This window comes from Bradyrhizobium sp. TM102 (genome assembly GCF_009176685.1).
GTDB classification, from domain to species: domain Bacteria; phylum Pseudomonadota; class Alphaproteobacteria; order Rhizobiales; family Xanthobacteraceae; genus Bradyrhizobium; species Bradyrhizobium ottawaense.
Map to the genome: position 1 here is coordinate 3,584,476 of NZ_AP021855.1, position 25,417 is coordinate 3,609,892.

The 25,417-nt window shown below is 65.3% G+C and carries 22 protein-coding genes; 7 read left to right on the top strand and 15 right to left on the bottom strand.

The genetic code is table 11. From position 1 onward, the window contains the following. Nucleotides 1–11 precede the first annotated feature (11 nt). Complete coding sequence (locus GDN70_RS17095) at nucleotides 12–1,208, bottom strand: CaiB/BaiF CoA-transferase family protein (protein WP_152102809.1); 1,197 nt, start codon at nucleotides 1,206–1,208, stop codon at nucleotides 12–14. A 1-nt stretch (nucleotide 1,209) separates the two neighbouring features. Beyond that, the gene (locus GDN70_RS17100; RefSeq protein WP_152102810.1) at nucleotides 1,210–2,094 is read right to left on the bottom strand and encodes an IclR family transcriptional regulator; all 885 of its coding nucleotides are present in this window, start codon (nucleotides 2,092–2,094) and stop codon (nucleotides 1,210–1,212) included. 213 nt (nucleotides 2,095–2,307) lie between these two features. Between GDN70_RS17100 and GDN70_RS17105 the strand changes: the two genes are divergently transcribed. After that, a complete protein-coding gene (locus tag GDN70_RS17105; RefSeq protein ID WP_095426257.1) occupies nucleotides 2,308–3,150 on the top strand; it encodes a hypothetical protein in 843 nt (280 codons plus the stop codon). Between the two features lie 38 nt (nucleotides 3,151–3,188). Here GDN70_RS17105 and GDN70_RS17110 read toward each other — a convergent pair whose 3' ends face one another. Continuing rightward, nucleotides 3,189–4,112: a LysR substrate-binding domain-containing protein gene (locus tag GDN70_RS17110; protein ID WP_028140926.1), complete on the bottom strand. Its 924-nt coding sequence runs from the start codon at nucleotides 4,110–4,112 to the stop codon at nucleotides 3,189–3,191. Nucleotides 4,113–4,596: 484 nt separating this feature from the next. Between GDN70_RS17110 and GDN70_RS17115 the strand changes: the two genes are divergently transcribed. Beyond that, complete coding sequence (locus tag GDN70_RS17115) at nucleotides 4,597–5,415, top strand: alpha/beta fold hydrolase (protein ID WP_028140925.1); 819 nt, start codon at nucleotides 4,597–4,599, stop codon at nucleotides 5,413–5,415. Between the two features lie 228 nt (nucleotides 5,416–5,643). Here the strand turns inward: GDN70_RS17115 and GDN70_RS17120 are convergent, their stop codons facing one another. The 4 genes from GDN70_RS17120 to GDN70_RS17135 form a co-directional block, all read right to left on the bottom strand. After that, nucleotides 5,644–6,855, bottom strand: a complete 1,212-nt coding sequence (locus tag GDN70_RS17120; protein ID WP_152102811.1) for an ABC transporter substrate-binding protein — start codon at nucleotides 6,853–6,855, stop codon at nucleotides 5,644–5,646. Nucleotides 6,856–6,897: 42 nt separating this feature from the next. Continuing rightward, nucleotides 6,898–7,749, bottom strand: coding sequence for a fumarylacetoacetate hydrolase family protein (locus GDN70_RS17125; RefSeq protein WP_028140923.1), 852 nt, complete (start codon nucleotides 7,747–7,749; stop codon nucleotides 6,898–6,900). A 25-nt stretch (nucleotides 7,750–7,774) separates the two neighbouring features. Further along, the gene (locus GDN70_RS17130; protein WP_152102812.1) at nucleotides 7,775–9,298 is read right to left on the bottom strand and encodes a bifunctional 3-(3-hydroxy-phenyl)propionate/3-hydroxycinnamic acid hydroxylase; all 1,524 of its coding nucleotides are present in this window, start codon (nucleotides 9,296–9,298) and stop codon (nucleotides 7,775–7,777) included. A 77-nt stretch (nucleotides 9,299–9,375) separates the two neighbouring features. Next, nucleotides 9,376–10,167: a DNA-binding transcriptional regulator gene (locus tag GDN70_RS17135; RefSeq protein WP_152102813.1), complete on the bottom strand. Its 792-nt coding sequence runs from the start codon at nucleotides 10,165–10,167 to the stop codon at nucleotides 9,376–9,378. A gap of 144 nt (nucleotides 10,168–10,311) precedes the next feature. Between GDN70_RS17135 and GDN70_RS17140 the strand changes: the two genes are divergently transcribed. Next, entirely contained in the window at nucleotides 10,312–11,295 is a 984-nt protein-coding gene (locus GDN70_RS17140; RefSeq protein ID WP_038972911.1) for a VOC family protein, read from the top strand. 21 nt (nucleotides 11,296–11,316) lie between these two features. On the opposite strand, the gene GDN70_RS17145 is transcribed toward GDN70_RS17140, so the two are convergent. Together GDN70_RS17145 and GDN70_RS17150 are read right to left on the bottom strand one after the other, a co-directional pair. Continuing rightward, nucleotides 11,317–11,979, bottom strand: coding sequence for a response regulator transcription factor (locus GDN70_RS17145; RefSeq protein ID WP_038972910.1), 663 nt, complete (start codon nucleotides 11,977–11,979; stop codon nucleotides 11,317–11,319). Continuing rightward, nucleotides 11,976–13,358 (bottom strand): sensor histidine kinase, encoded by a 1,383-nt coding sequence (locus GDN70_RS17150; protein WP_152102814.1) that lies wholly within the window; start codon nucleotides 13,356–13,358, stop codon nucleotides 11,976–11,978. The genes GDN70_RS17145 and GDN70_RS17150 overlap by 4 nt, the downstream gene beginning before the upstream one ends. A gap of 191 nt (nucleotides 13,359–13,549) precedes the next feature. Between GDN70_RS17150 and GDN70_RS17155 the strand changes: the two genes are divergently transcribed. Further along, nucleotides 13,550–14,464: a DUF3280 domain-containing protein gene (locus GDN70_RS17155; protein WP_173015825.1), complete on the top strand. Its 915-nt coding sequence runs from the start codon at nucleotides 13,550–13,552 to the stop codon at nucleotides 14,462–14,464. Here the strand turns inward: GDN70_RS17155 and GDN70_RS17160 are convergent. Genes GDN70_RS17160 through GDN70_RS17170 form a run of 3 tightly spaced genes read right to left on the bottom strand, consistent with a single transcriptional unit; the run spans nucleotide 14,454 to nucleotide 17,486 of the window. Then, nucleotides 14,454–15,485: an L-idonate 5-dehydrogenase gene (locus GDN70_RS17160; RefSeq protein WP_028140916.1), complete on the bottom strand. Its 1,032-nt coding sequence runs from the start codon at nucleotides 15,483–15,485 to the stop codon at nucleotides 14,454–14,456. The genes GDN70_RS17155 and GDN70_RS17160 overlap by 11 nt on opposite strands. A 21-nt stretch (nucleotides 15,486–15,506) precedes the next feature. Next, complete coding sequence (locus GDN70_RS17165) at nucleotides 15,507–16,274, bottom strand: glucose 1-dehydrogenase (RefSeq protein WP_028140915.1); 768 nt, start codon at nucleotides 16,272–16,274, stop codon at nucleotides 15,507–15,509. Between the two features lie 12 nt (nucleotides 16,275–16,286). Beyond that, nucleotides 16,287–17,486, bottom strand: a complete 1,200-nt coding sequence (locus GDN70_RS17170; protein ID WP_028140914.1) for a mandelate racemase/muconate lactonizing enzyme family protein — start codon at nucleotides 17,484–17,486, stop codon at nucleotides 16,287–16,289. Nucleotides 17,487–17,669: 183 nt separating this feature from the next. On the opposite strand from GDN70_RS17170, the gene GDN70_RS17175 reads away from it, so the two are divergent. After that, on the top strand, nucleotides 17,670–18,437 hold the full coding sequence (locus GDN70_RS17175) for a GntR family transcriptional regulator (RefSeq protein WP_152102816.1): 768 nt from the start codon (nucleotides 17,670–17,672) through the stop codon (nucleotides 18,435–18,437). 24 nt (nucleotides 18,438–18,461) lie between these two features. Beyond that, complete coding sequence (locus GDN70_RS17180; RefSeq protein ID WP_038972904.1) at nucleotides 18,462–19,826, top strand: MFS transporter; 1,365 nt, start codon at nucleotides 18,462–18,464, stop codon at nucleotides 19,824–19,826. A gap of 68 nt (nucleotides 19,827–19,894) precedes the next feature. On the opposite strand, the gene GDN70_RS17185 is transcribed toward GDN70_RS17180, so the two are convergent. The 3 genes from GDN70_RS17185 to GDN70_RS17195 all read right to left on the bottom strand — a co-directional run bounded on the left by GDN70_RS17185 (nucleotide 19,895) and on the right by GDN70_RS17195 (nucleotide 24,068). Further along, nucleotides 19,895–20,131, bottom strand: a complete 237-nt coding sequence (locus GDN70_RS17185) for a hypothetical protein (RefSeq protein WP_028140911.1) — start codon at nucleotides 20,129–20,131, stop codon at nucleotides 19,895–19,897. A 127-nt stretch (nucleotides 20,132–20,258) separates the two neighbouring features. After that, on the bottom strand, nucleotides 20,259–21,509 hold the full coding sequence (locus GDN70_RS17190) for an arsenic transporter (RefSeq protein ID WP_028140910.1): 1,251 nt from the start codon (nucleotides 21,507–21,509) through the stop codon (nucleotides 20,259–20,261). 81 nt (nucleotides 21,510–21,590) lie between these two features. Next, nucleotides 21,591–24,068, bottom strand: a complete 2,478-nt coding sequence (locus tag GDN70_RS17195; protein ID WP_038972903.1) for a PAS domain-containing sensor histidine kinase — start codon at nucleotides 24,066–24,068, stop codon at nucleotides 21,591–21,593. Nucleotides 24,069–24,281: 213 nt separating this feature from the next. On the opposite strand from GDN70_RS17195, the gene GDN70_RS17200 reads away from it, so the two are divergent. Further along, nucleotides 24,282–25,364: a putative zinc-binding metallopeptidase gene (locus tag GDN70_RS17200; RefSeq protein WP_028140908.1), complete on the top strand. Its 1,083-nt coding sequence runs from the start codon at nucleotides 24,282–24,284 to the stop codon at nucleotides 25,362–25,364. The last annotated feature ends 53 nt before the right edge of the window (nucleotides 25,365–25,417 follow it).

The following is a 25,417-nucleotide window of genomic DNA, read 5'->3' on the forward strand; positions in this document are numbered from 1 at the left end:
TCTTGTCAATTTCAGATCACCTTTCGCGCGGTGAGCCTTTCGATCTCCTGGTCCGAAAGGCCGAGCCAGTTTCGAAACACCTCGTCATTGTCCTCGCCGACGTCGCCGGCGGCGTGACGCAATCGCGCGGGATCATTGGTGAAACGCGGAACGACATTGGTCATGGCGACGGTGCCGAAATGCTTGTCGGCAACGCGGGTGATCACCTCGCGCGCCTTCACTTGCGGGTCGTCGGCGATCTGGTCGATCGAATAGATCGGGGCGAGGGTGCCTTGCGCTGCATTGAATCGCGCGAGGACCTCCTCGAGGGGATGGGCGGCGCACCAGCCGGCGAAGATGTCGTTGAGCTCGGCGGCGTGCTTGACGCGCCGGTCGTTGCTGGCGAAGCGCGGATCAGTGATCAGGTCGGGGCGCTCGATTGCCCGGCAGTTCGCGGCGAACAGCGCGTTGGTCGAACCTGCCAGCGTCACCCAGTGATCGTCGCTGGTGCGAAACACGGCGGCCGGCGCCGAATAGCCGTTGGAATTGCCGATCCGGCTGCGAACAGTGCCGAGCTGGTCGTGCTCGATGGCGAGGACGTCGAGCAGGCGGAAGGTTGCCTCAGTCAGCGAAAGATCGATCTCCTCGCCGGGCGCATCGGGATCGCGCGCCCGTTTCCACAGCGCCGCGAGCACGCCGACGGCGCCGAACAGGCCGCCGATCGAATCCCCGATCGGGTATCCCGGATGGGTCGGTTCGCCGTCGCTTTCCCCCGTGATGTAGGTAAGCCCGCCCATGGCCTCGAAGATGCGGGCAAAGCCGGGCCGCTCACGATAGGGCCCATCCTGCCCGAAGGCGGTGGCGCGCAGGATCACGAGGCGCGGCTGGATCGCCCACAGCACCTCCTTAGGCAAGCCCCAGCGATCGAGCGTTCCGGGACGGAAAATCTCGATCAGCACGTCGAAGCGCGGAAGCAGCTGCTTGAACAGCGCAAGTCCTTCCCCAGTGCGCAGATCGAGCGTGGCAAACTTCTTGTTGCGATTGGCGGCCTTCCACCACAGCGGCTTGCCGTCCTTGAACGGCGGAAACGACCTTACGCCGTCGCCGTTTCCGGGCATCTCGATCTTGAGCACCTCGGCGCCGTAGTCGGCCAGCAGCGTTGCTGCGAACGGCGCTGCAATGATCGTCGCGATGTCGAGAACTTTCAGTCCCTCGAGCGGTCCAGCCATGTCATTTTCCGGCGCTTGTGATCTTCTTGGTCTTGCGCGGCGGCGCGGACTCTGCCTGCCCGACGATGGCGCGGATGCTGTCGGCGAGCGCCGCGATGCGCGGACCGATCTCGCCCTCCAACTGGCCCGGCTGGAGCCGGAACGCGGGGATCCCGCAATTGATCGAGAACGACTGCTTCGATTCGCTCGCGTGAAATAGCGGCGCGGCGACGGCATGGATGGAGGCCATGTACTCGCCCCAGCAGGTGCAGAAGCCGCGGCTTTTGCATTGCGCGATCCCGGCCCGGTATTTGTCGCGAAAGGCCGACCACAGCTCGGGGTCTTCAGCACCGATGTTCCGCTCGAGCCGGTCTGCATCGGCTGGCGGCAAGGTCGCCGCCGCGGCGCGTCCCATGGCGGTCATCACCAAGGGAATCGGCATGCCGATGTCCGGCGCGTGCGGTCCGACATCGCCGGAGCGCGCGGTCTCGACATAGATCATCGAGGTGGCGTCGAGCAGGCCGATCGAGACCGTGCCGCGGACGCTGAGCGCCAGCTCCTGCATCATGGGCCGCGCCATCTGGCGGAATTGCATCCCGGCAAGCAGAGGATGCGCGATCCGCAGTGCCCGCGCAGCGACGCGGTACTTGGCGCGCTCGGCGTCGTAGCGGAGGTAGCCGAGCTCGGCCAGCGTGTGCGTCAGCCGCGCCACCGTCGGCCGCGGGATGCCCGTCAACGCCGACAGCTCCATGTTACCCAGCAGCGTGCTCCCGGCCTTGAACGCCTCGAGCACGACGAGTCCCTTTGCCAGTGTCGTTGCGAAGGCGGCGTCATCGACACTGTCCGCCAGCACTGCGGCGGCGGAGGAGAGCGGATGTCGCGGTTTGGATGAATCTCTCGGGGCCATCCACGAATATCAGACGGTCAAATTACTTCTGTCCAATAAATTCGACAACATCAGCGAAATTGTCCGATATGTGGACACCGATATCGCGTCGACGTTTTCGTTGAAGGACGCGCCGGACCGGGCCGCACACACAGATTTTTGTCGTGATTGCATGTCGTGTTGTGACAGGATTATTACGACGACATGTCAGATCGATAATTTGCGGAGCGGTTCATGTTGCAGTGGCAGGCGCGGTCAAATCCCCTCGCGTGGTGGTGGGGATCCCTCACGCTCGTGAGCGGCGCCAACATCCTGGTGTGGTTCATGCTGTACCGCGAATTCTACCCGACGCCTGCGGGCAGCCTCAGCGGCGGCTCGGACATCGGGCTGATGTTCCTGCTGTGCGCCGGCTACGTGTTCGGCTGCGCGTTCCGCTCGTTCCTGCCGCGCGCCGACGTGCAGCGCATCTGCCTGTTCGACACCTGGCTGTCGAGCGTCGTCGTCGGCCGCACGGTCGCGACCGTGGCCGAGCTCTGCTTCGTCGCGCAATGGGCCATCATCCTGCATCAGCTCGGCAAGATGACGGGCGCCGAGACCGCGGTGAACATCGCGCTCGTCATCGTGCCGATCATCATCATCGCGGAGTGTTTCTCCTGGTACGCGGTGGTGACGACCAACTTCCTCTACAACGCGATCGAGAACTCGCTGTGGGCGGTGACCTTCTTCCTCGCCGGCATCGCGCTGTGCCGCCTGATGCCGGAATTCCAGGGCGTGGTGCGCTGGGCGCTGATGTCAGGCATCGTCGGTATCGCCTGCTTCCTCGCCTTCCTCGTCACCGTCGACGTGCCGATGTATCTCAGCCGCTGGCGCGCAGGGCACGCCGAGGGCAACACGTTCCTGGGCTTCCTCGAAGGCCTGCATGACGTCTCGACGCGCTGGGTGGTGACCCACGACATCGCGCATTGGAAGGGCGAGCTGACCTGGATGTTCCTGTATTTCAGCGCCGCGGTGTGGTCGAGCCTCGCGCTCTGCGCGCTGTATGCGATGGAAGGCTATCTGGCGCAGTATCTGGCGTAGGGTTGCGCACTTTTCCGGATCAGGCTTCGTGCCGCCACCTATTGGGCTTCAACATAGCGAATGATGCTCTGATTTTGCACGTTTGCGACCAATTCATCCGCACGGGATAGCAGCCGACGCAGCAAGGGCGACGGATTTTCCCGATTGTATCCCAGGGCCAACTCGACTGTTGGCGTGCCGCCGTCAAGTGCTCTAGCGACGACGTTTGGTGCCAGCATGTTCTGCGCATAGAGGGGTACGAGGCTGATTCCGCCCGTGGAAGCCACGAGTGACATGGCCGATGATATGTTCTCGCCTTCGTACTTCGCGTTCAGAGTAATCCCGACCCGAGCTGCGTAGTTCTGGATGACCTCTTGCAAGACCGGAGACGTTCTTGCCGAGCTGACATAGATTTCGCGGGCGAGATCCTGGGGACGAATCTTTTTGCGCGATGCCAGGTGATGTTCGGCCGGCAGCACGGCGATCAAAGGCTCCTTCGCCAACTGCTTGAAGACGACGCCCTCATTGTCTTTCTCAGGACGGAGGAAAGCGATGTCCAACTTCCCCTGCATCAATGCGAGCGCAAGTTCCGGTGACGATTGCGTGCTGAGCGTCACCTGGAGATCGGGGGCTTCCTCGCGGAGGATACGCAGAAGCTGGGGGAGCCACATGACCTCCAACCCGACGAGAAATCCCATGGAGAGGGTGGGCTTTTGCGGTTGCGCCGTCTGCCGGGCTCCCTCCGTAGCCGCCTGAACCTGCAGCAGCGCCAGCCTCGCGTGATCAAGAAACACTCGTCCGGCTGCGGTCAGCGTTACGCCGCGCGGCTGGCGCTCCAACAACTGAACGCCGACTTCGGATTCGAGATCGCGGATCTGCCGGCTCAGCGATGGCTGCGAGGTGTTCAGCCGGCGCTGGGCGGCAGTCAGCAGGCTGCCTTCTTCAGCGACGGCAACGAAATAGCGCAGATGCCGGAGTTCCATGGTTCCTCGTATATCTCTGAGGCATAGCTCCAAGCGTACAAGGTCTTAGTCATCGGCAAAAGGGAGATTTACCGTCACGCAGTCTTCAACCAAAAAAGGACAACGAACAATGTCTTCGCCGAAGCATAGTATCGTCTTCAGCAAAGTGATCCCAGCACTCAAGGCCGACAGGAACGGCGTGATCGCAATTCAGTGCGGCCTCGACAATTCTGCAGCGCGATCGAGAGTGGCGACCCTCATTTAGCGGGAAGCGCGCGCGAATGCGCAGGAGCGACGAATAGCGCCGCGCCGGATCCGGCGATAACGCGTCGGCGATCGGGTGTTGGCACGGCAAGGGCTTGCCGGCGAGGCCGCTGAACATCGTGTCTTTCAGGAAGCCAAAGGGCGCGATCTGTGGCCTGATCAGCTTGGGCCTGCCTGCTTTTTCAGACCCCCGTCCGCAAACTTTTCAACAAAGATCTAACAGCGCAGATGGAGCGACTCGATGTCGACGATCACGACTACAGACGGCGTAAGCATCTTCTACAAGGATTGGGGATCAGGTCAGCCGATCGTGTTCAGCCACGGCTGGCCGCTGACAGCGGACGACTGGGATGCCCAGATGATGTTCTTCCTTCATCACGGGTATCGTGTGATCGCCCACGACCGGCGCGGCCACGGCCGGTCCGACCAGCCCAGCACCGGCAACGACATGGACCATTGGGTTGACGACCTCGCGGCCCTGACTGAACACCTCAACCTGCGCGACGCAATCCACATTGGGCACTCGACAGGTGGCGGTGAGGTGGCTCGCTATGTCGCTCGCCACCAGAAGCGCGTCGCGAAGGCGGTTCTGGTCGCTTCACTGACGCCGAACATGTACAGAAGCGAGAACAACGCGTCCGGCCAACTCCCGGCGTGGTTCGAAGCGATCCGGGCAGGCGTGCTGGGCAACCGGGCGGAATTTTACCGTTTCGTCCCTGAGAATCCGTTCTACGGGTACAACCTCGATGGGGCCAAGCCTTCGGAGGCAATCATTGCGAACTGGTGGCGCCAAGGCATGGCCGGCGGTGCTCTCGCTCACTACGCGACTGTCGACTCTTGGCTCGAAGATTATACCGAAGACCTCAAGAAGATCACCGTGCCGGTGCTGGTGATGCATGGCGAGGCTGATCAAGTCGTCCCGTTCGCAAGTTCCGTGCCGCGTGCGGTCGACTTGCTTAAGAACGGATCGCTGAAGACCTATCCCGGCTACCCCCATGGCATGCTAACCACGCATGCGGATGTCCTCAACCCCGACCTGCTCTCGTTCATCAAGTCTTGACGACATCTCTCATCCATTATCGCCTTCCCGCACGAAGGAGATGCCGTTTGCAAGGCGGCCTCTCCTTCCAGTTCAAGAGACGGTATGCGACAGTCGCTTTTTGGCCCATCGCAGACCTACCGCGGCGCCCGCCGAATTGTCCGCTATTGTCAGAAGCAAACGTCATACCTCTCAGCATGGCGGACATCGAATGCGTTTGATCTGGAGTCACGAGTCCACGCCTCGGCACTACTTTCCCACCAGGCTGCACTTGCTGCGGTCGAGCGGACGGAAGGCCTGGTCGGGCGGGATCGTCGCGACCAGCTTGACGAAATCCCACGGGCCTTTGGACTCTGCGGGTGTCTTGACCTGCACCAGATAGAGATCGTGCACCATGCGCTGGTCCTCGCGGATGCGGCCGTGGGGCGTATAGGCATCCGACACCGGCGTCGCTTTCATCTTCGCCATCACGGCGGCGCTGTCGTCGGTATCGGTGTCCTTGATCGCCTGCAGATAGTGACGCACGGCGGAATAGACGCCTGCCTGGATCTGCGAGGGCATGGCCTTGCGTCGCGCATAGAAGGCGTCGGAGAATTTTCGCGCGGCCGGCGAGACGTCCTCGAAGAACGAGGTGACGATGAGGTCGCCGCGGGTTGCCTTCAGCCCGACCGACTCGATGTCGACGTTCTGGAACGACATCGGCACGATCTTGATGCCCTGGTCGGCGAGGCCGAACTCCTCGGCCTGCTTGATGGCGGTGGCGTTGTCGCCGGCGACGTTGATGGCGAGGATCTTGGCGCCCGACGACTGTGCCTGCAGCAGGAATGAGCTGAAATCGGGCGTGCCGAGCTGCGCCTTGACGCTGCCGGCGACCTTGCCGCCGAGCTCCCCGATACGGGCGCGCGCGGTCGCTTCGATCGAATGCCCGAAGGCATAGTCGCCGGTGATGAAGAACCATGGCTCCTTGCTGGTCTGCATGATGCCGGAGACCACGGCGGTCGCCGTGGAATAGGCGTCCTGGGTCCACTGCACGCTGGTCGGCGCGCAGGCCTCATCGGTGAGCTGGTTGGCACCGGCGCCGGAGACGAGGAAGATCTTGCCGTTGCCGCGCACCAGCTCCTGCACGGCGAGAGCCGCGCCGGAGCTGCCGCCGTCGGCGACCGCCTGGACGCCTTCGCTGAACCATTTGCGGGCGAGCGATGCCGCCAGATCCGGCTTGTTCTGGTGATCGGCCTGCAGGATCTCGATCGGCTTGCCGTTGATCTTGCCGCCGAACTCCTCCGCGGCCATCCGTGCCGCCTCGACCGAGCCCGGGCCCATCGCGGTCGCGAACACGCCGTTCATGTCGGTGAGCACGCCGATGCGGATGGCATCGGCCTTGATCTCGGCGCGCGCAGGCGGGCCTGCGAGCGCCAGCGTGATGAGCAAGGTGGAGGCGGACGTCGTACGGAGGTTGGCCATGGCGTTTCCTGACTTGTCGTTCTTGATTGCTCGAAGGCGTGGTCAGACCGGTTCGGCGACGACCGTGTTGCGCAAGGTTCCGATGCCGGAGATCTCGACCTCGACGGTATCGCCGGGACGCATCCACAGCGGCGGCGTGCGCTTGGCGCCGACGCCGCCGGGCGTGCCGGTGACGATGACGTCGCCGGGAACGAGCGGGCAGATCGTGGAGATGTAGGCGATCAGCTCGGGAATGCCCGTGATCAGGAGGTCGGTGGTAGTGTCCTGCACGACGGCGCCGTTCAGGCGCGTCCGCAAGGTGAGCTTCGACGGATCTGGAATCTCGTCCGTCGTCACCAGCCACGGACCGAAGCTGCCGCTCTCCGCAAAGGTCTTTCCGGAAAGGAACTGGCTGGTGTGGCGCTGCCAGTCGCGGATGCTGCCTTCATTGTAGCAGGAGTAACCGGCGATGTGATCGAGCGCGTGGCCAGCCGGGATGTGCCGGCCTTGCTTGCCGATCACCAGCGCGAGCTCGCCTTCATAATCGAAATCGTCGCTCACTTTGGGCTTCACGATCGGCTGGAGATGGCCGACCTGGCTGCAGGGAAAGCGCACGAACAGCGCCGGCTTCTCGGTGACGGTGCGCCCGGTCTCGGCGACGTGGTCGCGGTAGTTCAGGCCGACGCAGATGATCTTGCCGGGATCGGGGATCACCGGTGCGAAGGTGACTTTGTCGAGCGGATGATCGGGCGCAGCGGACGCGACGATCTTTGCCGCCTCGCCAAGGCGACCGGCTTCGAGCAACTGCCGCAGCGTGGCGCAGGGCGCCATGCGCGCGCCGAGATCGACGACGCCGTTGTCCTTGACGGCACCGAAAGAGGCGCGGCCGTCGGCGATGAAAGAAAGCAGCTTCATGAGATGTCCTTGAAAGTGGGTTCGATCAGGCCGCGGACGGCGCTTGGGTTAAGGGAATCTGGGTTGCAGGAATGGCGGCGGCGACGAGTCGCTCGAGCTCGGGCTCGTCGCGGGCGGTGCCGCGGATGTAACGGTCGGGACGAACCAGTGCGGCGATGATGCCGTGCTTGCGCAGCCAGTCTCGGACGCCTTCGGCGTCGTCGCCGGCGAGGATCTCGATCCCGGCCTGCGCCAGCGCCAGGCGCGACGGCAGTGCGGCCGCGGCCTCGACGAGCAGCACATGATGATAGCCGGTCCGGTCGTCGCTGCGGCCTCCGTCGCGCAGCATGAATTGCGGTGCGAGATGGCCGGCGAGCGGCAGGTCGCCGAACGTGAGCCCGGGGCCGAGCAGGGGCTTCTTCACGTCCAGCTTGACCGGCGCGTTCTCGCGCGCTTCGCCGGCAGCAAGGCCGGCCTCGATCGCCTTGGTGTTGATCACGCCGCCGAGACGGATGGCGAGCTCGATGAACTCGCGCACATGCGGCTGGCGCTCGCTCTGGTAGGTGTCGAGCAGATCGGGTGCGGCGCCGCCCTGGATGATTGCGGCGAGCTTCCAGGCGAGGTTGGCGGCATCGCGGATGCCGGCGCACATGCCCTGGCCGAGGAAGGGCGGGGTCTGGTGCGCGGAATCGCCCGCAAGAAACAATCGGCCGCTCCGCCATTGCCGTGCGATGACCGAATGAAACGTGTAGACCGCGGCGCGTTCGAGCTCGGCATCATCAGGCGTGATCCAGCGCGACAGCAGGTCCCAGACCTTTGCCGGTTGCGCGATCTCCTGAGAATCCTCGTCCGGGAGGATCGTGATCTCCCAGCGGCGCCGCGTGCCGGTGCCGCGCACATAGGTCGCCGGCCGCCTTGGATCGCAATGCTGGAGACTGTAGTCGCCGAGATCGTCGCGCGCGCGCTTGAGCAGCACGTCGATCACCAACCAGCGCTCGTGGAAGCCGAGATCGTCCATGCTGGAGCCGATGAAGCGGCGGACCAGCGAGCGGGCGCCGTCGCAGCCGATCACATAGCCGGCGCGGACCTCGCTGAGCTTCCCGTTCGAGAGGTCCTCGTAGCGGACGCGCACGCCGTCTTCGACCTGGTCCAGCGCGAACACGTCGCAGCGGCTGCGCAAGGTGACGTGCGGCCAGCGGGCGAGGCCGCCGATCAGCACGTCCTCAAGATCAGGTTGGTGAAAGCGGTAGCTGAGATGCCAGCCCATCGGCGTCAGCGTCTGCGGGCGCGACCAATCCAGCAACATCTTGCCGTTGGCGTCGAGGAAGAGCATGCCGGGGCTCAGGATGACATGCGGCAGGATCGCGTCGGCAAGACCGACGGTCTGGAAGACGCGCATGCATTCGTCGTCGAAATGCACCGCGCGCGGCAGATGATAGGTCTGCGCCTCGCGCTCCAGCACCAGTGTCCGCACGCCGCAGAGGCCGAGCAGATTGGCGAGCGTCGCGCCAACCGGCCCGCGGCCGACGATCACGACATCAAATTCTTCGGGGGCGGATTTATCTTGCATGGGGCTATCTCTTCCCCAAGCCGCGCCGCAGCATCAACGCCGCTGCGCCAAGTGTCCGCCCAGCGGACGGACGGAGCCTAGGCCTCGACCGGGATGGCCGCGGCCGTCTCCTGAAGCTGCGCTGCAAATTGCGCAATTGCCTCCTCGATCCCCAGTGCCGAGCGAATCCAGATGATGGAGATGCAACCGAACACGACGCCGCCTCGGACGATGGGTACGGCGATCGAAGCCGTCTTGGGATTATACTCGCCCTCGCTGCGGATCGCGTAACCGCGCCCGGCAGTCTCGGCAATCATGCGGTCGAGGCGGGCTTCGTCGAGAAAGGGGCGGTCGTCGGCCTCGTCGATCCGGCGCAGATGATTGACGATGAGGTCGCGCTCGCGCGCCGGGCAGGCGGCGAGATACGCGCGCCCGGCAGAGGTTCGCAGCATCGGCAGACGCTTGCCGATCATGCCGCGGTCGATCGAGAGCGGGCTGCGCGAATGGGTGGTTTCCTGCACCACCATCGCGGCGTTCTCATAAGTCGAGAGATCGACGGGCCAGACCAGGGTCTTGCTGAGTTCGGCAAGATAAGGCGCTGCCGCCTGGCAGATCACCACGCCGGGGTCGTAGCCATCGCCGAGGCTCAGCGCGCGCCGGGTGACGCGAAAACGGTCGTCGCTGGCGCTGCGGGCGATATAGCCAAGTTCCTCCAGGGTTTCGAGCAGGCGATAGACGGTCGGGCGGGGCAGGTCGAGCGCGCGAGCAACGTCGCCGGCACGGATGCCGCCCGAGCGATTGACCTCTCGCAGCACGTCAAGTCCGCGCTTGAAGGCGCGGACGACTTCCGACTGCCGTGGTGCGCCCGTCCCCGTCCGCTCCTTGGACACTTCGCATTTCCTCCCTTGTGGCGCACGGTCCCGCGATTATCGTTGCGAACGCGAAGCGATTGCGGAACGCCACCGTAGAATCGTGCGCAGCCGGTATCAAGTTCGCCGCATTGCGGCACACGCGATGCCTTCGGGAGGAATTCGATGGAAATCACCGCGCTCGGTTATATCGGGATCAACTCATCGCAGCTCGATCAGTGGGGCCGGATGGCGACGGGGCTGCTCGGCATGCAGCAGGTCGATCGCGGCGGCAAGATGCGCGCGTTCCGCATGGACGATCGCAAGCAGCGGCTGATCGTCGACGGCAGTAGCGACGCCGGCCTTGCAGTGATGGGCTGGGAAGTTCCATCCATGGCAGAGCTGGATCAATTGGCGGGACGGCTCGAAACCCACGGCGTCAAGGTGACGCGCGGCTCGCGCGCGCTGGCCGACGAGCGGCATGTCGCCGAACTGATCGCGTTCGTCGATCCCGCCGGCAACCGGCTCGAGGCCTTCTGCAAGCCGGAGCTTGCGAGCGAGCCGTTCAAGCCGAGCCGACCGATCTCGGGCTTCCGTACCGGCGCGCTCGGCATGGGGCATGTCGTGCTCAACGTGGAGGATGTCGAGCCGCTTTTGCCGTTCTACCGCGACCTGCTCGGCTTCCACGTCTCGGATTTCGGGCTGAAGCCCTATGGGCTGTATTTCTTCCACGTCAACGGCCGCCACCACAGCTTTGCGATGGTCGGCTCGGGGCGCAAGGCGATGCATCATTTCATGGTCGAGCTCGGCAGCCTCGACGATGTCGGTCAGGGCTACGACCTCGCGCAGCTGGACGAGGGCCGTATCGCCTATACGCTGGGCCGGCACACCAACGACCACATGACCTCGTTCTACGTGAATACGCCGTCCGGGTTCTTCATCGAATATGGCTGGGGTGCGCGCGTCATCGATCCCGAGACCTGGCAACCGCACGAGACCTTCGACGGCCCGTCGCTGTGGGGCCACGAGCGGCTGCATATGCCGGAGGAGCAGCGCAAGCGCCTGCGCGACATGCGGCTCGATGCGGCAGCGCGCGGCGTTCGCGTCGCTGATCCCCGCGTGCCGCCGCTCAACTGCGCGTGGCTGGACCAGGTGGTCGCGCGCGAATAATCGACCGCTTCTCGGGGTCTATCACGCTTCGCCGAGATCCGGCTCGGTCAACAGTCCCTGGCGCAAGGCGAGGCGGACCAGCTCGATGTCGGAGCCGACGCCGAGCTTGTCCTTGATCAGGGAATGCAGGTTCGCCACCGTCTTCGGGCTGACATGCAGCGTTTCTGCAATCTCCTCCGTCGTCCGCTCCGCGAGCAGCAGCCGCATCACCTCGAACTCGCGCGCGGTGAGGACGTCGGCGGCCGAGCTTTCGCCGCCGAGCCGGCTCAGCGCCAGCTCGTGGTCGATGTCGGGGCTGATGGCGATCTTGCCGGCGAGCACGTCCATCACGGCCCGTACCAGCGTTTCCGGCGGGCTGGTCTTGGTGACGTAACCCCTGGCGCCGGCGCGGATCGCCTGCACGGCGAAGCCCGCATTCTGATGCATGGTGAAGATGAGGATCCTGGCGCCCTTGTCCCATTGCCTGATCCGCCTGACGGCCTCGATGCCGCCGATGCCGGGCATGCTCAGATCCATGATGACGAGGTCGGGCGCCTCGGATTTGTACAGCCGGTAGGCCTCCGCGCCGTCGGACGCCTCGGCGATGACGCGCAGGCCCGGCTGCTTCTGGAGCACGGAGCGATAGCCCTCGCGGACCACGGAATGGTCGTCGACCAGCAGGATGGAGGCATCGGCCGCGCTCATGCCGCATGCTCCAGCGCCTGCCGCTCGGCGGCTGTGAGCGGAATGACGACGCGCAGCGCCGAGCCGCCGTTGGCACCGACTTCGAAGCTCATCCGGCCGCGCAAGGCCGCAACGCGCTCGCGCATGCCGAGCAGGCCCATGCCGGATTTGCTGGAGGCATCGTTCGGCCGGCCATCGTCGTCGATGGCAAGCGCGATCTCGTCTGCCGCCATCGTCAGATGCAGGTCCACCTTGGTGGCGCCGGCGTGCTTGGCGGCGTTGGTCAGCGCCTCCTGCACGATGCGGTAGAGGTTGGCGCTGATCGCGGCGGGCAGGGTCTCGACCGCGCCGTCGAAATGGATCGAAAAGCGCGTCTCGCCGCGGCTGCGTCCGTTCCAGCCCGCGACGAGGCCTTCCAGGCTCGCCACCAGCCCGAGCTCCTCGACGTCGGGCGGGCGCAGCCGGAACAGCGCGCCGCGCAGCGTCTCCATCATGCTGGTCGCGGTCCGCGCGATACCGTCGCATTCGCCGAGCAAAGCGGGGCAGTCCTGCGCGGCGGTCTGGCGGGCGGAGGAGGCGAGCGCGCGGATGGCGGCCAGCGACTGGCCGAACTCGTCGTGCAGCTCACGCGCCAGATGGCGGCGCTCGTCGTCCTGGAGCGCGATCAGCTTGCGCGTCAGCTCGCTGCGCTCGGCGAGCGCATTGTCGAGGCTTTCGGCGAGATGGTTGAAGCCGTCGCGGATCGCGGAGAGTTCGGCCAGATCGAACGGCGGCAGCCGCGCCGAGAGGTCGTTGGCGGCGATCCGCTCGAGGCCGTTGCGGATCAGGCGGGTCGGGCGCAGCGCGCGCGCCAGCGCGGCGTAGACCAGCAAGCACAGCAGCGGCAGCGCGATCGCAAGCGCAATCATCAGGCGGCCGGCCTCGTGCCAGGCCTCCGCCGTCTGCACGGCCGGATCGACCGAGACCACGGTCTCGCCGAGCTTGGCGCCGCGCACGATCACGGGCCGTGCCGCTTCGCGGCCGGGGTCGAACAGGCTGCGATAGAAGGCCGCGAAGACCTGCGGCGACGGGCTCTCCGGGGCAGGCGCACCGCTGCAGAACCGCTGCAGCATCTCGCCGCTCGGTCCACGGAATGCCAGACACAGGCCGGGCGTCATCACATAGGCGGCGACGGGATCGAGGTTCGGAAAGTCGCGCGGGCCGGCCACCCACTGGATCTTGCCCTGCTGCAGCTCCAGCGACTTCGCCACGATCGCGGCGATGCCGTCGATGCGCGTGTGCACCGCGCGGTCGGCCGCGATCAGGAAATAGCCGGAGATTGCGGCGAAGCAGGCGGCCGTTATGGCGGCCACGCGCAACGTCAGACGGACCTTGAGATCGAATCTCGGGCGGTTCCACATCGGGCAGCACCTAGCGCGAACAGGTTTGTCGCCGCCGCATTAAACGGCAGAACGCCAGCCGCGCAAAGCGCTACGCGTTACCGCAGTGCAACGACGTGAAATTTTCCCGGCGCTCGCCGGGACGGGCCCCGTTGCAGGGTGTAGGGCTGCTGCCGAGATTTGCCGATCGCTCCATCTGCGAGGCTCCGCTCATGTACCTCTCCCGGTTGATCCTCCCTGCTTTTCTCCTTGCTGTCCTCGTGGGTGTCCGGCCTGCCGGCGCGGGCACCGAGGCGGCCGCCGCGGCACCGGCCGGCGTGTCGATCGAGGATTTCCAGTATCTGGATACGTCCGGCGAGCCGGTCGACCAGACCGCCGTCCACGAGAAGCGGCTGGGCGCGTTCATGGTCGCGCTGCGACGGGATGTCGGGGCGGACAAGCGCTATCAGCTCACGCCCGCCGGGCAAGCCGATGCAAAATTCAAGGTCGTCGGCGGCGTCCAGAAGACGAGCACGCTGGTGCAATGGGCGCGGGTCGCCGTGATCGATACCGCGGCCAAGAAGGTCCTGTTCGAGAAGCTCTACACGTTCCGCGGCGACAACGACGAAGCCTGGGACCGTGCCGAGGCGTTCCTCGCCCGCGAGGTCATCGCGGCGCTCGGCACGCCCGCGCCGGTCGCGCTCGCCGTGTTCGATTTCGAGCTCGAGGACATGACGGCCGCATCTGGGAGCACCTTGGCCGGTTCAGACGCATCGTACCTCGCCGAGACCACCGGCGGCGTGCGTGACGTGCTCGGCCAGTCCGGCCGCTACCGCATCGTCGAAATCGGCAGCGCGAGCGGCGAGGCGGCGAAGGCGCGCGCTTTACGCGACTGCGGCGGCTGCGAGGCCGCGATTGCGAAGGAGCTCGGCGCGGATCAATCGCTGATCGGCGTGGTGCGGCGGGTCAGCCGCACCGAATACACGCTCGGATTCCAGCTGCGTGATGCCCGCACCGGCGCGGTGCTGGCGCGCGGCGACAGCGGCCTGCGCCTCGGCGCGGACTATTCGTGGAAACGGGGCGCCGTGCGGCTGGTCAGCGACCGGCTGATCGAGAGCCAGCAGGCCGAGGGCGCAATTAGAAAGTAAGCTGCACCTTCATCGACTGTGAGCGGTCGCTGGCAAGCTCGAAGGCGGCGACCGCGTTCTCGAACGGCATGGTGGCCGTGATCAGCGGCTTCACGTCGATCAGGCCTTCGCCCATCAGCCGCACCGCCAGCTCGAACTCGGGATCGAAGCGGAAGGTGCCGCGGAGCTGCAATTCCTTGGCGACGATGGAATTGATCGGCAGCGTCATCTCGCCGCCGAGACCGAGCTGCACCAGCGTCGCACCCGGGCGGAGCACGTCGAGCGCAGTGCGCAGCGCCGCCTGATTGCCGGAGGCTTCGAACAGCGTGTCGAACACGCCCTTGCCGGCGCGCCAGGGATCGAGCGCCGTGGCATCGGCCGCGACATTGATGGCATGCGTCGCGCCGAGTTTTCTCGCGACCGCGAGCGGCGCCTCGGCCACATCAGTCACCACGATCTCGGACGCGCCGCCGAAGCGCGAGACCAAAATCATCAGCGCGCCGATCGGGCCGCAGCCCGTGATCAGCACGCGCTTGCCGAGCAGGGGGCCGGCCTGCTTGCCGGCATGCAGGCACACCGCGAGCGGTTCGGCGACCGCAGCTTCCGCCAGCGAGAGCTTGTCGGCGATCGGCACCGCTTGCGTGGCATCGACCGTGATGAACTCGCGAAAGCCGCCTTGCACGTGAGGAAAGCGCATCGCGCTGCCGAGGAAGCGCATGTCGAGGCATTGGTTGCGCATGCCTTCATGGCAATGCAGGCACTGGCCGCACGGTCTGCTCGGATTGACCGCAACGCGCGTGCCTGTTTTCACGCTGGTGACGCCGTCACCGACGGCCGCGACCACGCCGGCGATCTCGTGCCCTAGCGCCATCGGCTGCTGGATGCGGACGACGCCGAAGCCGCCGTGATGGTAATAGTGCAGGTCAGAGCCGCAGATGCCGCCATTGGCGATCTTGACGCGGACTTCGCCCGGGCCGGGCGCCGGATCGGGATAGTTGTCGATCCGCAGATCTTTCGGGGCGTGGATGACGACGGCGCGCATGGCTTGCTCCTGGTTCGCGGATCACATCGCGGCGATCATGCCGCCATCGACATAGATGATCTGGCCGTTGACGTAGGTCGAGGCGTCCGACGCCAGGAAGATCGCCGCGCCGACCAGCTCGTCCGGCTTGCCCCAGCGCTTGGAGGGGATGCGGCCCATCAGCCAGTTGTTGAAATCGGTGTTGTTGACCAGCGCCTCGTTCATGTCGGTCAGCATGTAGCCGGGGCCGATCGCATTGGCCGTGATGCCGTGCTGGGCCCACTCCACCGCCATCGAGCGGGTGAGATTCTTGATGCCGCCCTTGGCCGCGGTGTAGGGCGCGATGGTGGGGCGGGCGAGCTCGCTGCCGAGCGAGCCGATATTGATGATCTTGCCGTGCTTGCGCGGGATCATGCGCTTGGCCGCCTCGCGGCCGATCACGAAGGCGCTGGTCAGGTTGGTCTCGATCACCTTGCGCCATTCGTCGGTGGTGAACTCCACCAGCGGCTTGCGGTGCTGGATGCCGGCATTGTTGACGACGATGTCGACCGCGATGTTCTTCTTGTCGAAGTCGTTGAACGCCGCGACGATGGCGGGCTCGTCGGTGACGTTGAAGGCTGCGCCTTCGGCCTGATGCCCGGCGGCGCGAAACTCGGCGACGGCCTGCTCGACTCGCTTGGGATCGACGCCGTTGACGATGATCTTCGCGCCGGCCTTGGCCATGCCCTCGGCGATGGCGCGGCCGAGGCCGCGGGAGGAGCCGGTCACGAGCGCGGTGCGGCCGGAAAGATCGAAAAGAGAGGTGCTCATGTCAGAAAGTCCTTAGGCGTTGGAGCGACGCACGGTGAGATCGGAGCGGTCGAATACGGCGGGCAGGAGGTCGACGCCGAGACCGGGGCCTTCCATCGGATAGACAAAACCGTCCTTGATCACGGGCATCGTGGTGACGAGCTCATTGTACCAGCCTTTGTAGAAGGCGCGCACCGATTCCTGGATCAGCGTGTTGGGCTGGCTGAACGACATGTGGATGGCGGCGATGAAGCCGATCGGGCCGATGCAATCGTGCGGCGCGAAGGGCCGGTGATAGGTCTCGGCCATCGCCGCGATCTTGCGGCCCTCGGTGAGGCCACCGGTCCAGCACAGATCCGCCATCACCACATGCATGGCGTCGCGGTCGAGCATGTCCTTGTAGGGAAAGCGCGAGCCCAGCGTCTCGCTGGCGCAGACCCAGACGTCGGTCGAGCGGGCGTATTCGGCCAGCGCCTGCGGCGAGTTCATGCGGATCGGGTCTTCGTACCAGGTCGGCTTGTACGGCTCGAGCGCGCGCGCGATCTGCTTGGCGGTCGGCAGATTCCACAGCGAGTGGAGCTCGACCATGATCTCCATCTTGTCGCCGACCGCTTTGCGGATCTTCTCGAACGGCTCGATCGCCTGCTTCATCTGGGCTGCCGTGATGTAGAGGCCCTTGTTTTCCTGCGCCGCCGGATCGAACGGCCAGATCTTCATCGCGGAGATGCCGCTCTCCAGCAGGCTTTCGGCCAGCGCATCGGCGCGGTTCATGAAGCCGTCGAGATCTTCATAGGGGCCCTTGGCGGCGCCGAGATTCCAATTCGAGACCGGGCTGATGTTGGTCGAGCGGACATATTGCGTGCCGGCGCAGGTGTTGTAGATGCGCTGCTTGTCGCGGCAGAGGCCGCCGAGCATCTGGTGCACCGGCTGATTGCAGACCTTGCCGAACAGGTCCCACAGCGCGATGTCGATCGCGGAGGCCGCGCGATACTCGACGCCGGTGGAGGACTGCGCCATCGGCAGGTTCAGCATGTCGCGGTGGATCGCTTCGATGTGCAGGGGATTGCGGCCGAGCAGGCGGCCCGCAAAGGTATCGTGAATCTGCGCCTCGACCGCGCCCGCGCCGTAGAAGGTCTCGCCGAGCCCGATCACGCCGGTGTCGGTGTGGATTCGTACCCAGATGACGTTGGAGAATTCCTCGGTGCGCAGGGTCTCGATCGACGTGATCTTCACTGCAACAGTCCTCCCATGATAAGGCGCCTCGCGCCCGTCTTGTTGTTCGTGTCTATGCCGGTCAAAACCGGCGATCTCGGCGGGCAGTCATACGCCCGCTTGTAATATATCACAACATGTTTTAAGGATGTCACAAATATGCCGCCGCTCGATCGCGCGAGCAGGGTGGCAGGGGAGGACAACATGGCACGGCGCAAGCGCGCGCTCGAAGTGGTGAGAAGCGACGATGACGGCGAGAGCAGGCCCTCCCGGCGCAACCGTCTCAACTTCTTCGAGCTGGCCTATCAGAGGATCGAGGAGCTGCTCGTTCATTGCGAGCTCAAGCCCGGTCAGTTCATGACCATGCTGGAATTGCAGCAGATCACCGGCTTCGGGCGCACGCCGGTGCACCACGCCGTCAATCGTCTCTCCGCCGATACGCTCATCATCATCCGTCCGCGCCACGGACTGCACATTGCGCCGATCGATCTTGCGCGCGAACGCATGCTGCTGGCCTTGCGCCGCGACATGGAGCGTTTCGTGATCCGCCTTGCGGCCGATCGCGCCAGCCTCTCGCATCGCAATCAGGCGCTGCACATCGAACGTCTCCTGCGCGAGCGCCGCGCCAGCCTCACCCTCGACGAATTCAACCACATCGACCGCCGCATCGACGCGCTGGTGCTGGAAGCCGCCGGCGAGCCGTTCCTGGTGCACACGCTGCGGCCGCTGCACACGCTGTACCGGCGCATCGGCTACATCCACCACCGCTTCATGCCGGGGCAGGCCGATCTGTCGGGCACGATCGATCGTCATCTCGCCATTCTCGCCGCGGTGGCCAGCCGGCGCGTCGACGACGCTGTGAAGGCGAGCGATGGGCTGATCGACTACATGGGCGAGATATTCACGGGCATGGAAGCGGGGATCGACCCGCGCCTGCTCGATTGCAGCATCGAGCCGCTGCTCGGCACGTAGCGAGTTTTGAAAAGAGGACCAAGCATGACAACGATGGCGATGCCACAACCGACCGCGAACGAAGCCGCGGTCCGCTACCTCATCACGAACTACAGCCCCAAGGGCAACAAGGTCGGCTGGCTGATGATGGCCTCGATCCTGGTCGAAGCCTGGGACCTCTATTCGATCGCCTTCGTGCTGATCTTCATCAAGGAGCAGTACAATCCCACGGCGCTGATGCTGGGCCTCGCCGCGGCGGGCACGCAGGGCGGGGCCCTGATCGGCGCGCTGCTGGGCGGCTGGCTGTCCGACAAGATCGGCCGCCGCGTCATGTTCCTGGTGACGATGGTGATGTTCATCGTGCTGGCGCTGGCGCAGGCCTTCGTGCCTGACGTCACCTGGCTCATCGTGATCCGCTTCCTGCTTGGCATCCCGCTCGGCTCGGACATCTCGACCGGCTACACCTACATCATGGAATCCATGGCCAAGGGCGAGCGCGAGGTCATGGGCAACCGCTGGCAGTTCATGTTCGCCGTCGGCGAGGTCCTCACCATCGGCGTCATCGTGATCTTCCTCTTGATCGACATGCAGCACGAGATGCTGTGGCGCGTGACGCTCGGCCTCGGCGCGGTGCCGGCGCTGATCATCCTCCTGATGCGCCACGACGTGCCGGAGACGGCGGTGTGGCTGGTGCAGAAGGGGCGCTATCGCGAGGCCAAGCGGGTCGCGCGCGAGATGTTCAACGACAATCTCGACATGCTACCGGATCAGGATGTGGTTGTTCCGAAGACCAGCACGCGTGCGTTCCTCGCCGACCTCAAGAAGGATCCGATCCGCTGGCGCGCCACGGTCTACGGCTGGATCGCCTGTTTCACCCAGGCGAGCGAGTTCTCGACCTTCGCGTTCTATTTGCCGGTGCTGTTCGTGATGGTCGGCGTGTCGAGCGTGCTCGGCATCAACCTGGTGACGATGGCGCTGTTCTCCTTCGCCGCACTGTCCGGCTGGGTCGGGCCGCTGCTGACGCCGAAGATCGGCCACCGCGGCATCGCGATCGCCGGCTTCTCGATCGTGCTGGCCTCGCTGCTGGTCGCGGCCTTCGCGCTCTACACCGACAACAAGATCCTGCTGCCGTTCGCGGCCGCCGCGATGCTGTGGGGCCATTATTGGGACGCGTCGAACTGCATGACGATCCCGACCATGGTCGCCAAGCCGAAATATCGCGGCACCGCCAGCGGCTTCGCCTACATGTTCGTGAAGCTGCCGTCGTTCCTGGCGATCTTCCTGTTCCCGACGGTGTTCGCCGCAATCGGGCAGGCGAACGCCACGCTGATGGTCGCGATCTTCCCGCTGATCGGATTGCTCGCCGCGATCTTCATCCTGCCGGAAGTCTACGGCTACGAGAACGACTGACGAGGCGCCACCCGGTCGCGGCGTCGCCGCCGCGATCGGGACTGATTCCGGAACGCTTCGGCCGGCAACTACGGGCTCAAGAAGACCGGATCGATTCCCATCCCGTGGCCGAGCAGGCCGAGCGCCTGAAGCTGGGCGGAGTGGAGGTCGACCTCCACGATGATGAAGATGGTGAACAACGCCACTGCGGAGACGACCAGCAGGGGATGGGCCGTCTCGACACCGCTCTCGCTCGCTGCGGTGAGGCTCCGGATCGCGCGACGCAGAAAGGAGCTCTGCGGCAACGCTTTCGATTGGATCTGCATGATGAACCTTCCTTGCCGCGTCATATTCGTCTGATTGGCGCGACAATGGAATTCTAGCCGCAGCGTCGCCGCCGGCATTGACGCACCGCAAATGGCTTGCACTTAATTTCGAAGGCCGCGGCCTGCCTTACCTGATTGCGGCCGCCAGCGCCGCGATCAAAGCGGGGGGCGTCACCAGCAGGCCGAGCTTGAGGAAGGGCCAGGCGCCGACCTCGATCTTCTCCCGCCTGAGCGCGACCAGCCAGAGGATGGTGGCGAGCGAGCCCGTCACTGACAGATTGGGGCCGAGGTCGACGCCGATCAGGATGGCGCTGACGACAGGCGCGGGCAGATGGTCGCTGGCGGCGACCGAGCCGGCGACGAGGCCGACCGGCAGGTTGTTGGCGATATTGTCGGCTAGCGCGGTGGCAATGCCGACGCTCCAGGCCGCCTTCGGTACCGATTGCGCCACCGCCTGGTGCAACAGCGCGCTGAGCTGCGCGATCACGCCGGTCTTGATCAGCGCCTCCACCATGACGAAGAGCCCGCCCACGAGCGGCAGCACGCTCCAGGACACGCCGCGCAGCACGGGCAATGGCGATTGCCGGCTGAGCAGCAGCACGATCGCGGCCGTCACGCCGCCGCAGATGAACGTCGGCAGCCCCAGTTGCTTGTCCAGCGCAGACGCCGTGACCAACACGGCGCCGATCGCGACGATGCCGATCGCCGTCAGCTTGCCGCCGCGGCCGAGTTTTGGATGCGGCACGCGGCGCGCAATCGTCTCCTCCTTCAGGGCCCGGTGCTGGGTCAGGCGCAGCACGATGTAGGTCAGCAGGATCGACGCCGCCGAGGGCAGGGCGAACATACGCAGCCATTCGGTGAGCTCGGGCATGCGCGCGCCGAACACGACGAGATTGGCGGGATTGGAGATCGGTAGCACGAAGCTCGCGGCGTTGGCGATGAAGGCACAGACGAAGAGATAGGGCAGTGGCTTGGCGCCGGCCGCGCGCGTCGCGGCATAGACGGCGGGCGTCAGCACGATCGCGGTGGCATCGTTGGAGAGCAGCACCGTGACGAGCGTGCCGACGAGATAGATCAGCAGGAACAGCCGCTGCGGCGAGCCGGCCGCGTATTCGACCGCGAGCGCGGCGAGGTAGTCGAACAGGCCCTCGAGGCGCGCGAGCTCGGCGATCAGCATCATGCCGATCAGGAAGAGATAGACGTCGAGGCCTTTTTCGATGCCGGCAAGCGCGTCCTGCCACGGCAGCAGGCCTGATAGCACCAGGGCGCTCGCGCCGATCACCGCCCAGACCGCCTCGGGCAGGCGAAAGGGGCGGATGATGACGCCTGCTGTCGCGACGACGATGATGCTCCAGGCCCAGATGGCGTCAGACGGCACGGTCGGCAAGTTGATCTCCGGAAAACCGCTCCTGACTACCGTGCCCCGGATCGATCCGCCAGCCTCAAATCTCGGCTCGCGTCACCTTGCCACCGACAGCTTCTCCGTGATCGCCTTGCGCAGGATGCGCGACAGCGATTCCACCGAATACGGCTTCTGGATCAATTCGAAACCGCGATGGGCGTTTTCTGCGAGCACGTTGCTGTAGCCGGAGGTGAGCACCACGGGCAGGCCCGGATAGCGCTCGCGGATGATGCCGGCGAGCTCGACGCCGTTCATGCCGGGCATGATGACGTCGGAGAAGACGAGGTCGACGGCGAATTCGTTCTCGCCGAGGATCGCCAGCGCGGCGTTGGCGTTGGCGACGCGGCGAACGACGTAGCCGAGATCTTCCAGAAGCTCGGTGGAGAAGCGGCCGACTTCGTCGTCGTCCTCGACCACGAGCACGCGATAGCCGCGCCCGGTGGCCGCGGCCTCATGGGTCAGTGCCGCGGCTTCCTTGTCGGTCGCGGGGCTTTGTGCCTGCGGCAGATAGATGGTGAAGGTCGCGCCTTTGCCCTGGGTGCTCGTCACCGCGACGTCGCCCTCGGACTGCTTGGCGAAACCAAAAGCCTGGCTGAGGCCGAGGCCGGTGCCCTTGCCGACCTCCTTGGTGGTGAAGAACGGCTCGAAGATCGAGTCGAGATGTTCCGGCGCGATGCCGCTGCCGGTGTCGCTGACGGAGATGGCGACGTAGTCGCCGCCGCGCGCCGATTGTGCGCGCAGGCTGGGAATCCCGGAGACCTTGCGCACGGCGATGATCAGGCGACCTTCGCCGTTCATGGCATCTCGGGCGTTGATGGCGAGGTTGATCAGAGCGGCCTCGAACTGGGCGATGTCGGCGACGGTAAAGCAGTCGGCATCGTGAATCTCCACCGCGATGTCGATACGGCCGCCGACCAGCGGTCGGACCAGCTGCGCGACGCCCTCGACCTGGCTGCCGACGTTGAAGATCTGCGGCTTCAGCGGCTGCCGGCGCGCGAACGCCAGAAGCTGGGCGGTCAATTTGGAGGCGCGCTCGACGGTCTCGGAGATGGCATCGACATAGCGGCGGCGGCGCTCTTCCGGCAGCTCGCGGCGGCGCAGGAAGTCGGTGGCCGAGCGGATGATTGTGAGGAGATTGTTGAAGTCGTGGGCGACGCCGCCGGTGAGCTGGCCGATCGCCTCCATCTTCTGCGATTGCCGCAGGGCTTCCTCGCCGCGCCGGCGTTCGGTGATGTCGACGGCTTCAGGGACGGCGCCGGTGATGTTGCCGTGGCGGTCGAGCACGGGGCGCATGCCGAAGTCGAAATCGCGCTCGCCGATGGGAAGGCGCAGCCGCATCTCCAGCCGCACGGCTTCGCCCTTGAGCACGGTGTGGAAGGCCTCGCGCACCTGCGCGCTCATGCCCTCCGTCGCGCTGAACCAGGGCGTCTCCCACAACGGCTTTCCGATCACATCCGACGAGCTCGCCCCGATGCCATCGAGTGCGGTGTTGTTGGCGTAAAGCAGCTCGCCCCTGAGATTGACCAGGCCTTGATACTGGTTGCTGGTCTCCAGGATCGCGCGCAGCCGCGCCTCGTTGGATTCGAGCTGGGCCGTGCGCTCGGCGATGCGCTCTTCCAGCGTCTCGTTGAGCTGCCGCAGCTCGATCTCGGCCTGCTTGGCGACGGTGATGTCGTGGGCGACGCCGATGAAGCCGATGTGCTTGCCGGTCGGGTCCCAGCGCGGCTGCGATTCCGAGCGCAGCCAGCGCCATTCGCCGCTGGCGTTCTTGTAACGCGCTTCCAGCACGAAGGGCTTGAGCGACGCTTCACCCTGGACCGATTGCTGCAGCACGTGCGGCAGGTCGTCGGGGTGCAGCACCTTGCGCCAGTCGAAGTCGATGGCCTCATCGTAGGGCAGGCCGACGAAATCGACATAGGCCTGGTTGGCGAAGGAGCGCTTGCGATCGAGCTTGGTCACCCAGATCGGCACCGGCGCGCTGTCGGCGATCAGCCGGAAGCGCTCCTCGCTCTCCCGCAGGGTCTCGCGCGCGAGCATCTGGTCGGTGATGTCGATATGGGCGCCGACGAGCCGGATGGCGCGGCCGTCCTTGTCGCGCTCGATCTTGGCGACGACCCGGATCCAGCGGGTCTCACCGTCATTGGGACGGACGATGCGGTATTCGGCGGTGTAGTCTTCGCTCGTACCAGCGAGTGCATCGACGAAGTGCTTGACGGTGGCGTCGCGGTCCTCGGGATGGATGCGATTGACCCAGTCCTCGTGCGACTCCTCCGCCGCCTCCGGCGGCAGGCCGTGGATCATGAGGTATTCGGGCGAGCGGCGGTTCTTGAAGCCTTCGCGAAAATCGACCTCGACGCCGCCGACCTTGCCGATGCGCTGGATGCGCGCCAGCTCGGCCTCGCGCTCCTGGAGCGCGCGATAGGCGTTGTCGCGCTCGCGCGCGACGTCTTCGAGGTGTTGACGCAGCCTTTCGGCGGCGATGGTCTCGGGCAAGGGATCGTTCAAGGCATCGGCCGTTGTCATGCGGGAGCGCACGTGCCGGACCGATATTCACACAGACGGAGCGTGATGGCCATTGTTTAGAGGAATAAGGCTGGGAAAGGCGCCATTAAACGGATGGCGGTGCGCATGAACGAACGCCGGGTCTGGCAATTTGTTCCGGAGACTGGAACGATCGGCCGGCGGACGCGTCTTCGCGAGGCGTCGCGAATGTCTTTGATAAGGCTCCCTTTCCGAAGAGGATAAATCTTGAAGCTCTTTGTCTGCCAGGCCTGCGGCAACGTTCTCTATTTCGAGAACCGTGCCTGCGAACGCTGCGGCCATCGGGTCGCCTTCCTGCCGGAGAAGGAGACGATGTCGGCGATCGAGCCCGACGGAGAGGCCTGGCGGATCCTGGCCGACAAGGGCGAAAGCCGGATGCTGTGCCGGAATGCCGAGTACGATGCCTGCAACTGGCTGACGGATACGGGCGAGGGCAACGGCTATTGCCGTGCATGCCGCCACAACGGCATCGTGCCGGATTTGTCCGACCCCCGCCAGCTTGCCGGCTGGCGCGAGCTGGAGGTGGCGAAACACCGTCTGTTCTATTCCCTGATCCGCTGGAAGCTGCCGCTCCAGGCCCGGCAAGACGATCCCGAGCATGGTCTGATCTTCAATTTCCTCGCCGACGATCCGAACAGCGCAGAGAGGGTCATGACCGGCCACGACAACGGCCTGATCACGATCGCGCTCACCGAGACCGACGACATCGAGCGCGAGCGCCGCAGGCTCGAGATGGGAGAACCCTATCGTACGCTGCTCGGGCATTTCCGCCACGAAGTCGGGCACTATTTCTGGGACGTGCTGGTGCAGGGCGGCGGCAAGCTCGAGGAATGCCGCGCGGTATTCGGTGACGATTCCACCGATTACGGCCAGGCCCTGCGGCGTCACTATGCCGAAGGCGCGCCGCCGGACTGGCAGCAGAACTATGTCTCGGCCTATGCCACGATGCACCCCTGGGAAGATTTCGCCGAGACCTGGGCGCATTATCTTCACATCGTCGACACCCTGGAGATGGCCGCCGAGTTCGGCATGGAGGTGCGTCCCAAGGTCGACCGCGACGGGGAGTTGACGGCGCGTATCCGCTTCAACCCCTATGAGGCGAGGGACGTCGAGGCGCTGGTCAACGCATGGCTGCCCTTCACCTTCGCCATGAACAGCGTCAACCGCGCCATGGGCCTGCGTGACCTCTATCCCTTCATCCTGTCGCCCGCCGTGGTCGGCAAGCTGGGCTTTGTTCATGGCCTGCTCCGGGACGTCGCCAGGTCCGCGTCGAGGCCCGGCAAGCCGTAGGTCGTCCGACGGCTCGTCGGTCCGGTTTCGGTCTTGCGCTGGTACGCCAGATG

Excerpts from the sequence above, each read along its gene's own strand:
- GDN70_RS17095 (WP_152102809.1), bottom strand. The coding sequence starts at position 1,208 with ATGGCTGGACCGCTCGAGGGACTGAAAGTTCTCGACATCGCGACGATC.
- GDN70_RS17100 (WP_152102810.1), bottom strand. The coding sequence starts at position 2,094 with ATGGCCCCGAGAGATTCATCCAAACCGCGACATCCGCTCTCCTCCGCC.
- GDN70_RS17105 (WP_095426257.1), top strand. The coding sequence starts at position 2,308 with ATGTTGCAGTGGCAGGCGCGGTCAAATCCCCTCGCGTGGTGGTGGGGA.
- GDN70_RS17110 (WP_028140926.1), bottom strand. The coding sequence starts at position 4,112 with ATGGAACTCCGGCATCTGCGCTATTTCGTTGCCGTCGCTGAAGAAGGC.
- GDN70_RS17115 (WP_028140925.1), top strand. The coding sequence starts at position 4,597 with ATGTCGACGATCACGACTACAGACGGCGTAAGCATCTTCTACAAGGAT.
- GDN70_RS17120 (WP_152102811.1), bottom strand. The coding sequence starts at position 6,855 with ATGGCCAACCTCCGTACGACGTCCGCCTCCACCTTGCTCATCACGCTG.
- GDN70_RS17125 (WP_028140923.1), bottom strand. The coding sequence starts at position 7,749 with ATGAAGCTGCTTTCTTTCATCGCCGACGGCCGCGCCTCTTTCGGTGCC.
- GDN70_RS17130 (WP_152102812.1), bottom strand. The coding sequence starts at position 9,298 with ATGCAAGATAAATCCGCCCCCGAAGAATTTGATGTCGTGATCGTCGGC.
- GDN70_RS17140 (WP_038972911.1), top strand. The coding sequence starts at position 10,312 with ATGGAAATCACCGCGCTCGGTTATATCGGGATCAACTCATCGCAGCTC.
- GDN70_RS17145 (WP_038972910.1), bottom strand. The coding sequence starts at position 11,979 with ATGAGCGCGGCCGATGCCTCCATCCTGCTGGTCGACGACCATTCCGTG.
- GDN70_RS17150 (WP_152102814.1), bottom strand. The coding sequence starts at position 13,358 with ATGTGGAACCGCCCGAGATTCGATCTCAAGGTCCGTCTGACGTTGCGC.
- GDN70_RS17155 (WP_173015825.1), top strand. The coding sequence starts at position 13,550 with ATGTACCTCTCCCGGTTGATCCTCCCTGCTTTTCTCCTTGCTGTCCTC.
- GDN70_RS17160 (WP_028140916.1), bottom strand. The coding sequence starts at position 15,485 with ATGCGCGCCGTCGTCATCCACGCCCCGAAAGATCTGCGGATCGACAAC.
- GDN70_RS17165 (WP_028140915.1), bottom strand. The coding sequence starts at position 16,274 with ATGAGCACCTCTCTTTTCGATCTTTCCGGCCGCACCGCGCTCGTGACC.
- GDN70_RS17175 (WP_152102816.1), top strand. The coding sequence starts at position 17,670 with ATGGCACGGCGCAAGCGCGCGCTCGAAGTGGTGAGAAGCGACGATGAC.
- GDN70_RS17180 (WP_038972904.1), top strand. The coding sequence starts at position 18,462 with ATGACAACGATGGCGATGCCACAACCGACCGCGAACGAAGCCGCGGTC.
- GDN70_RS17185 (WP_028140911.1), bottom strand. The coding sequence starts at position 20,131 with ATGCAGATCCAATCGAAAGCGTTGCCGCAGAGCTCCTTTCTGCGTCGC.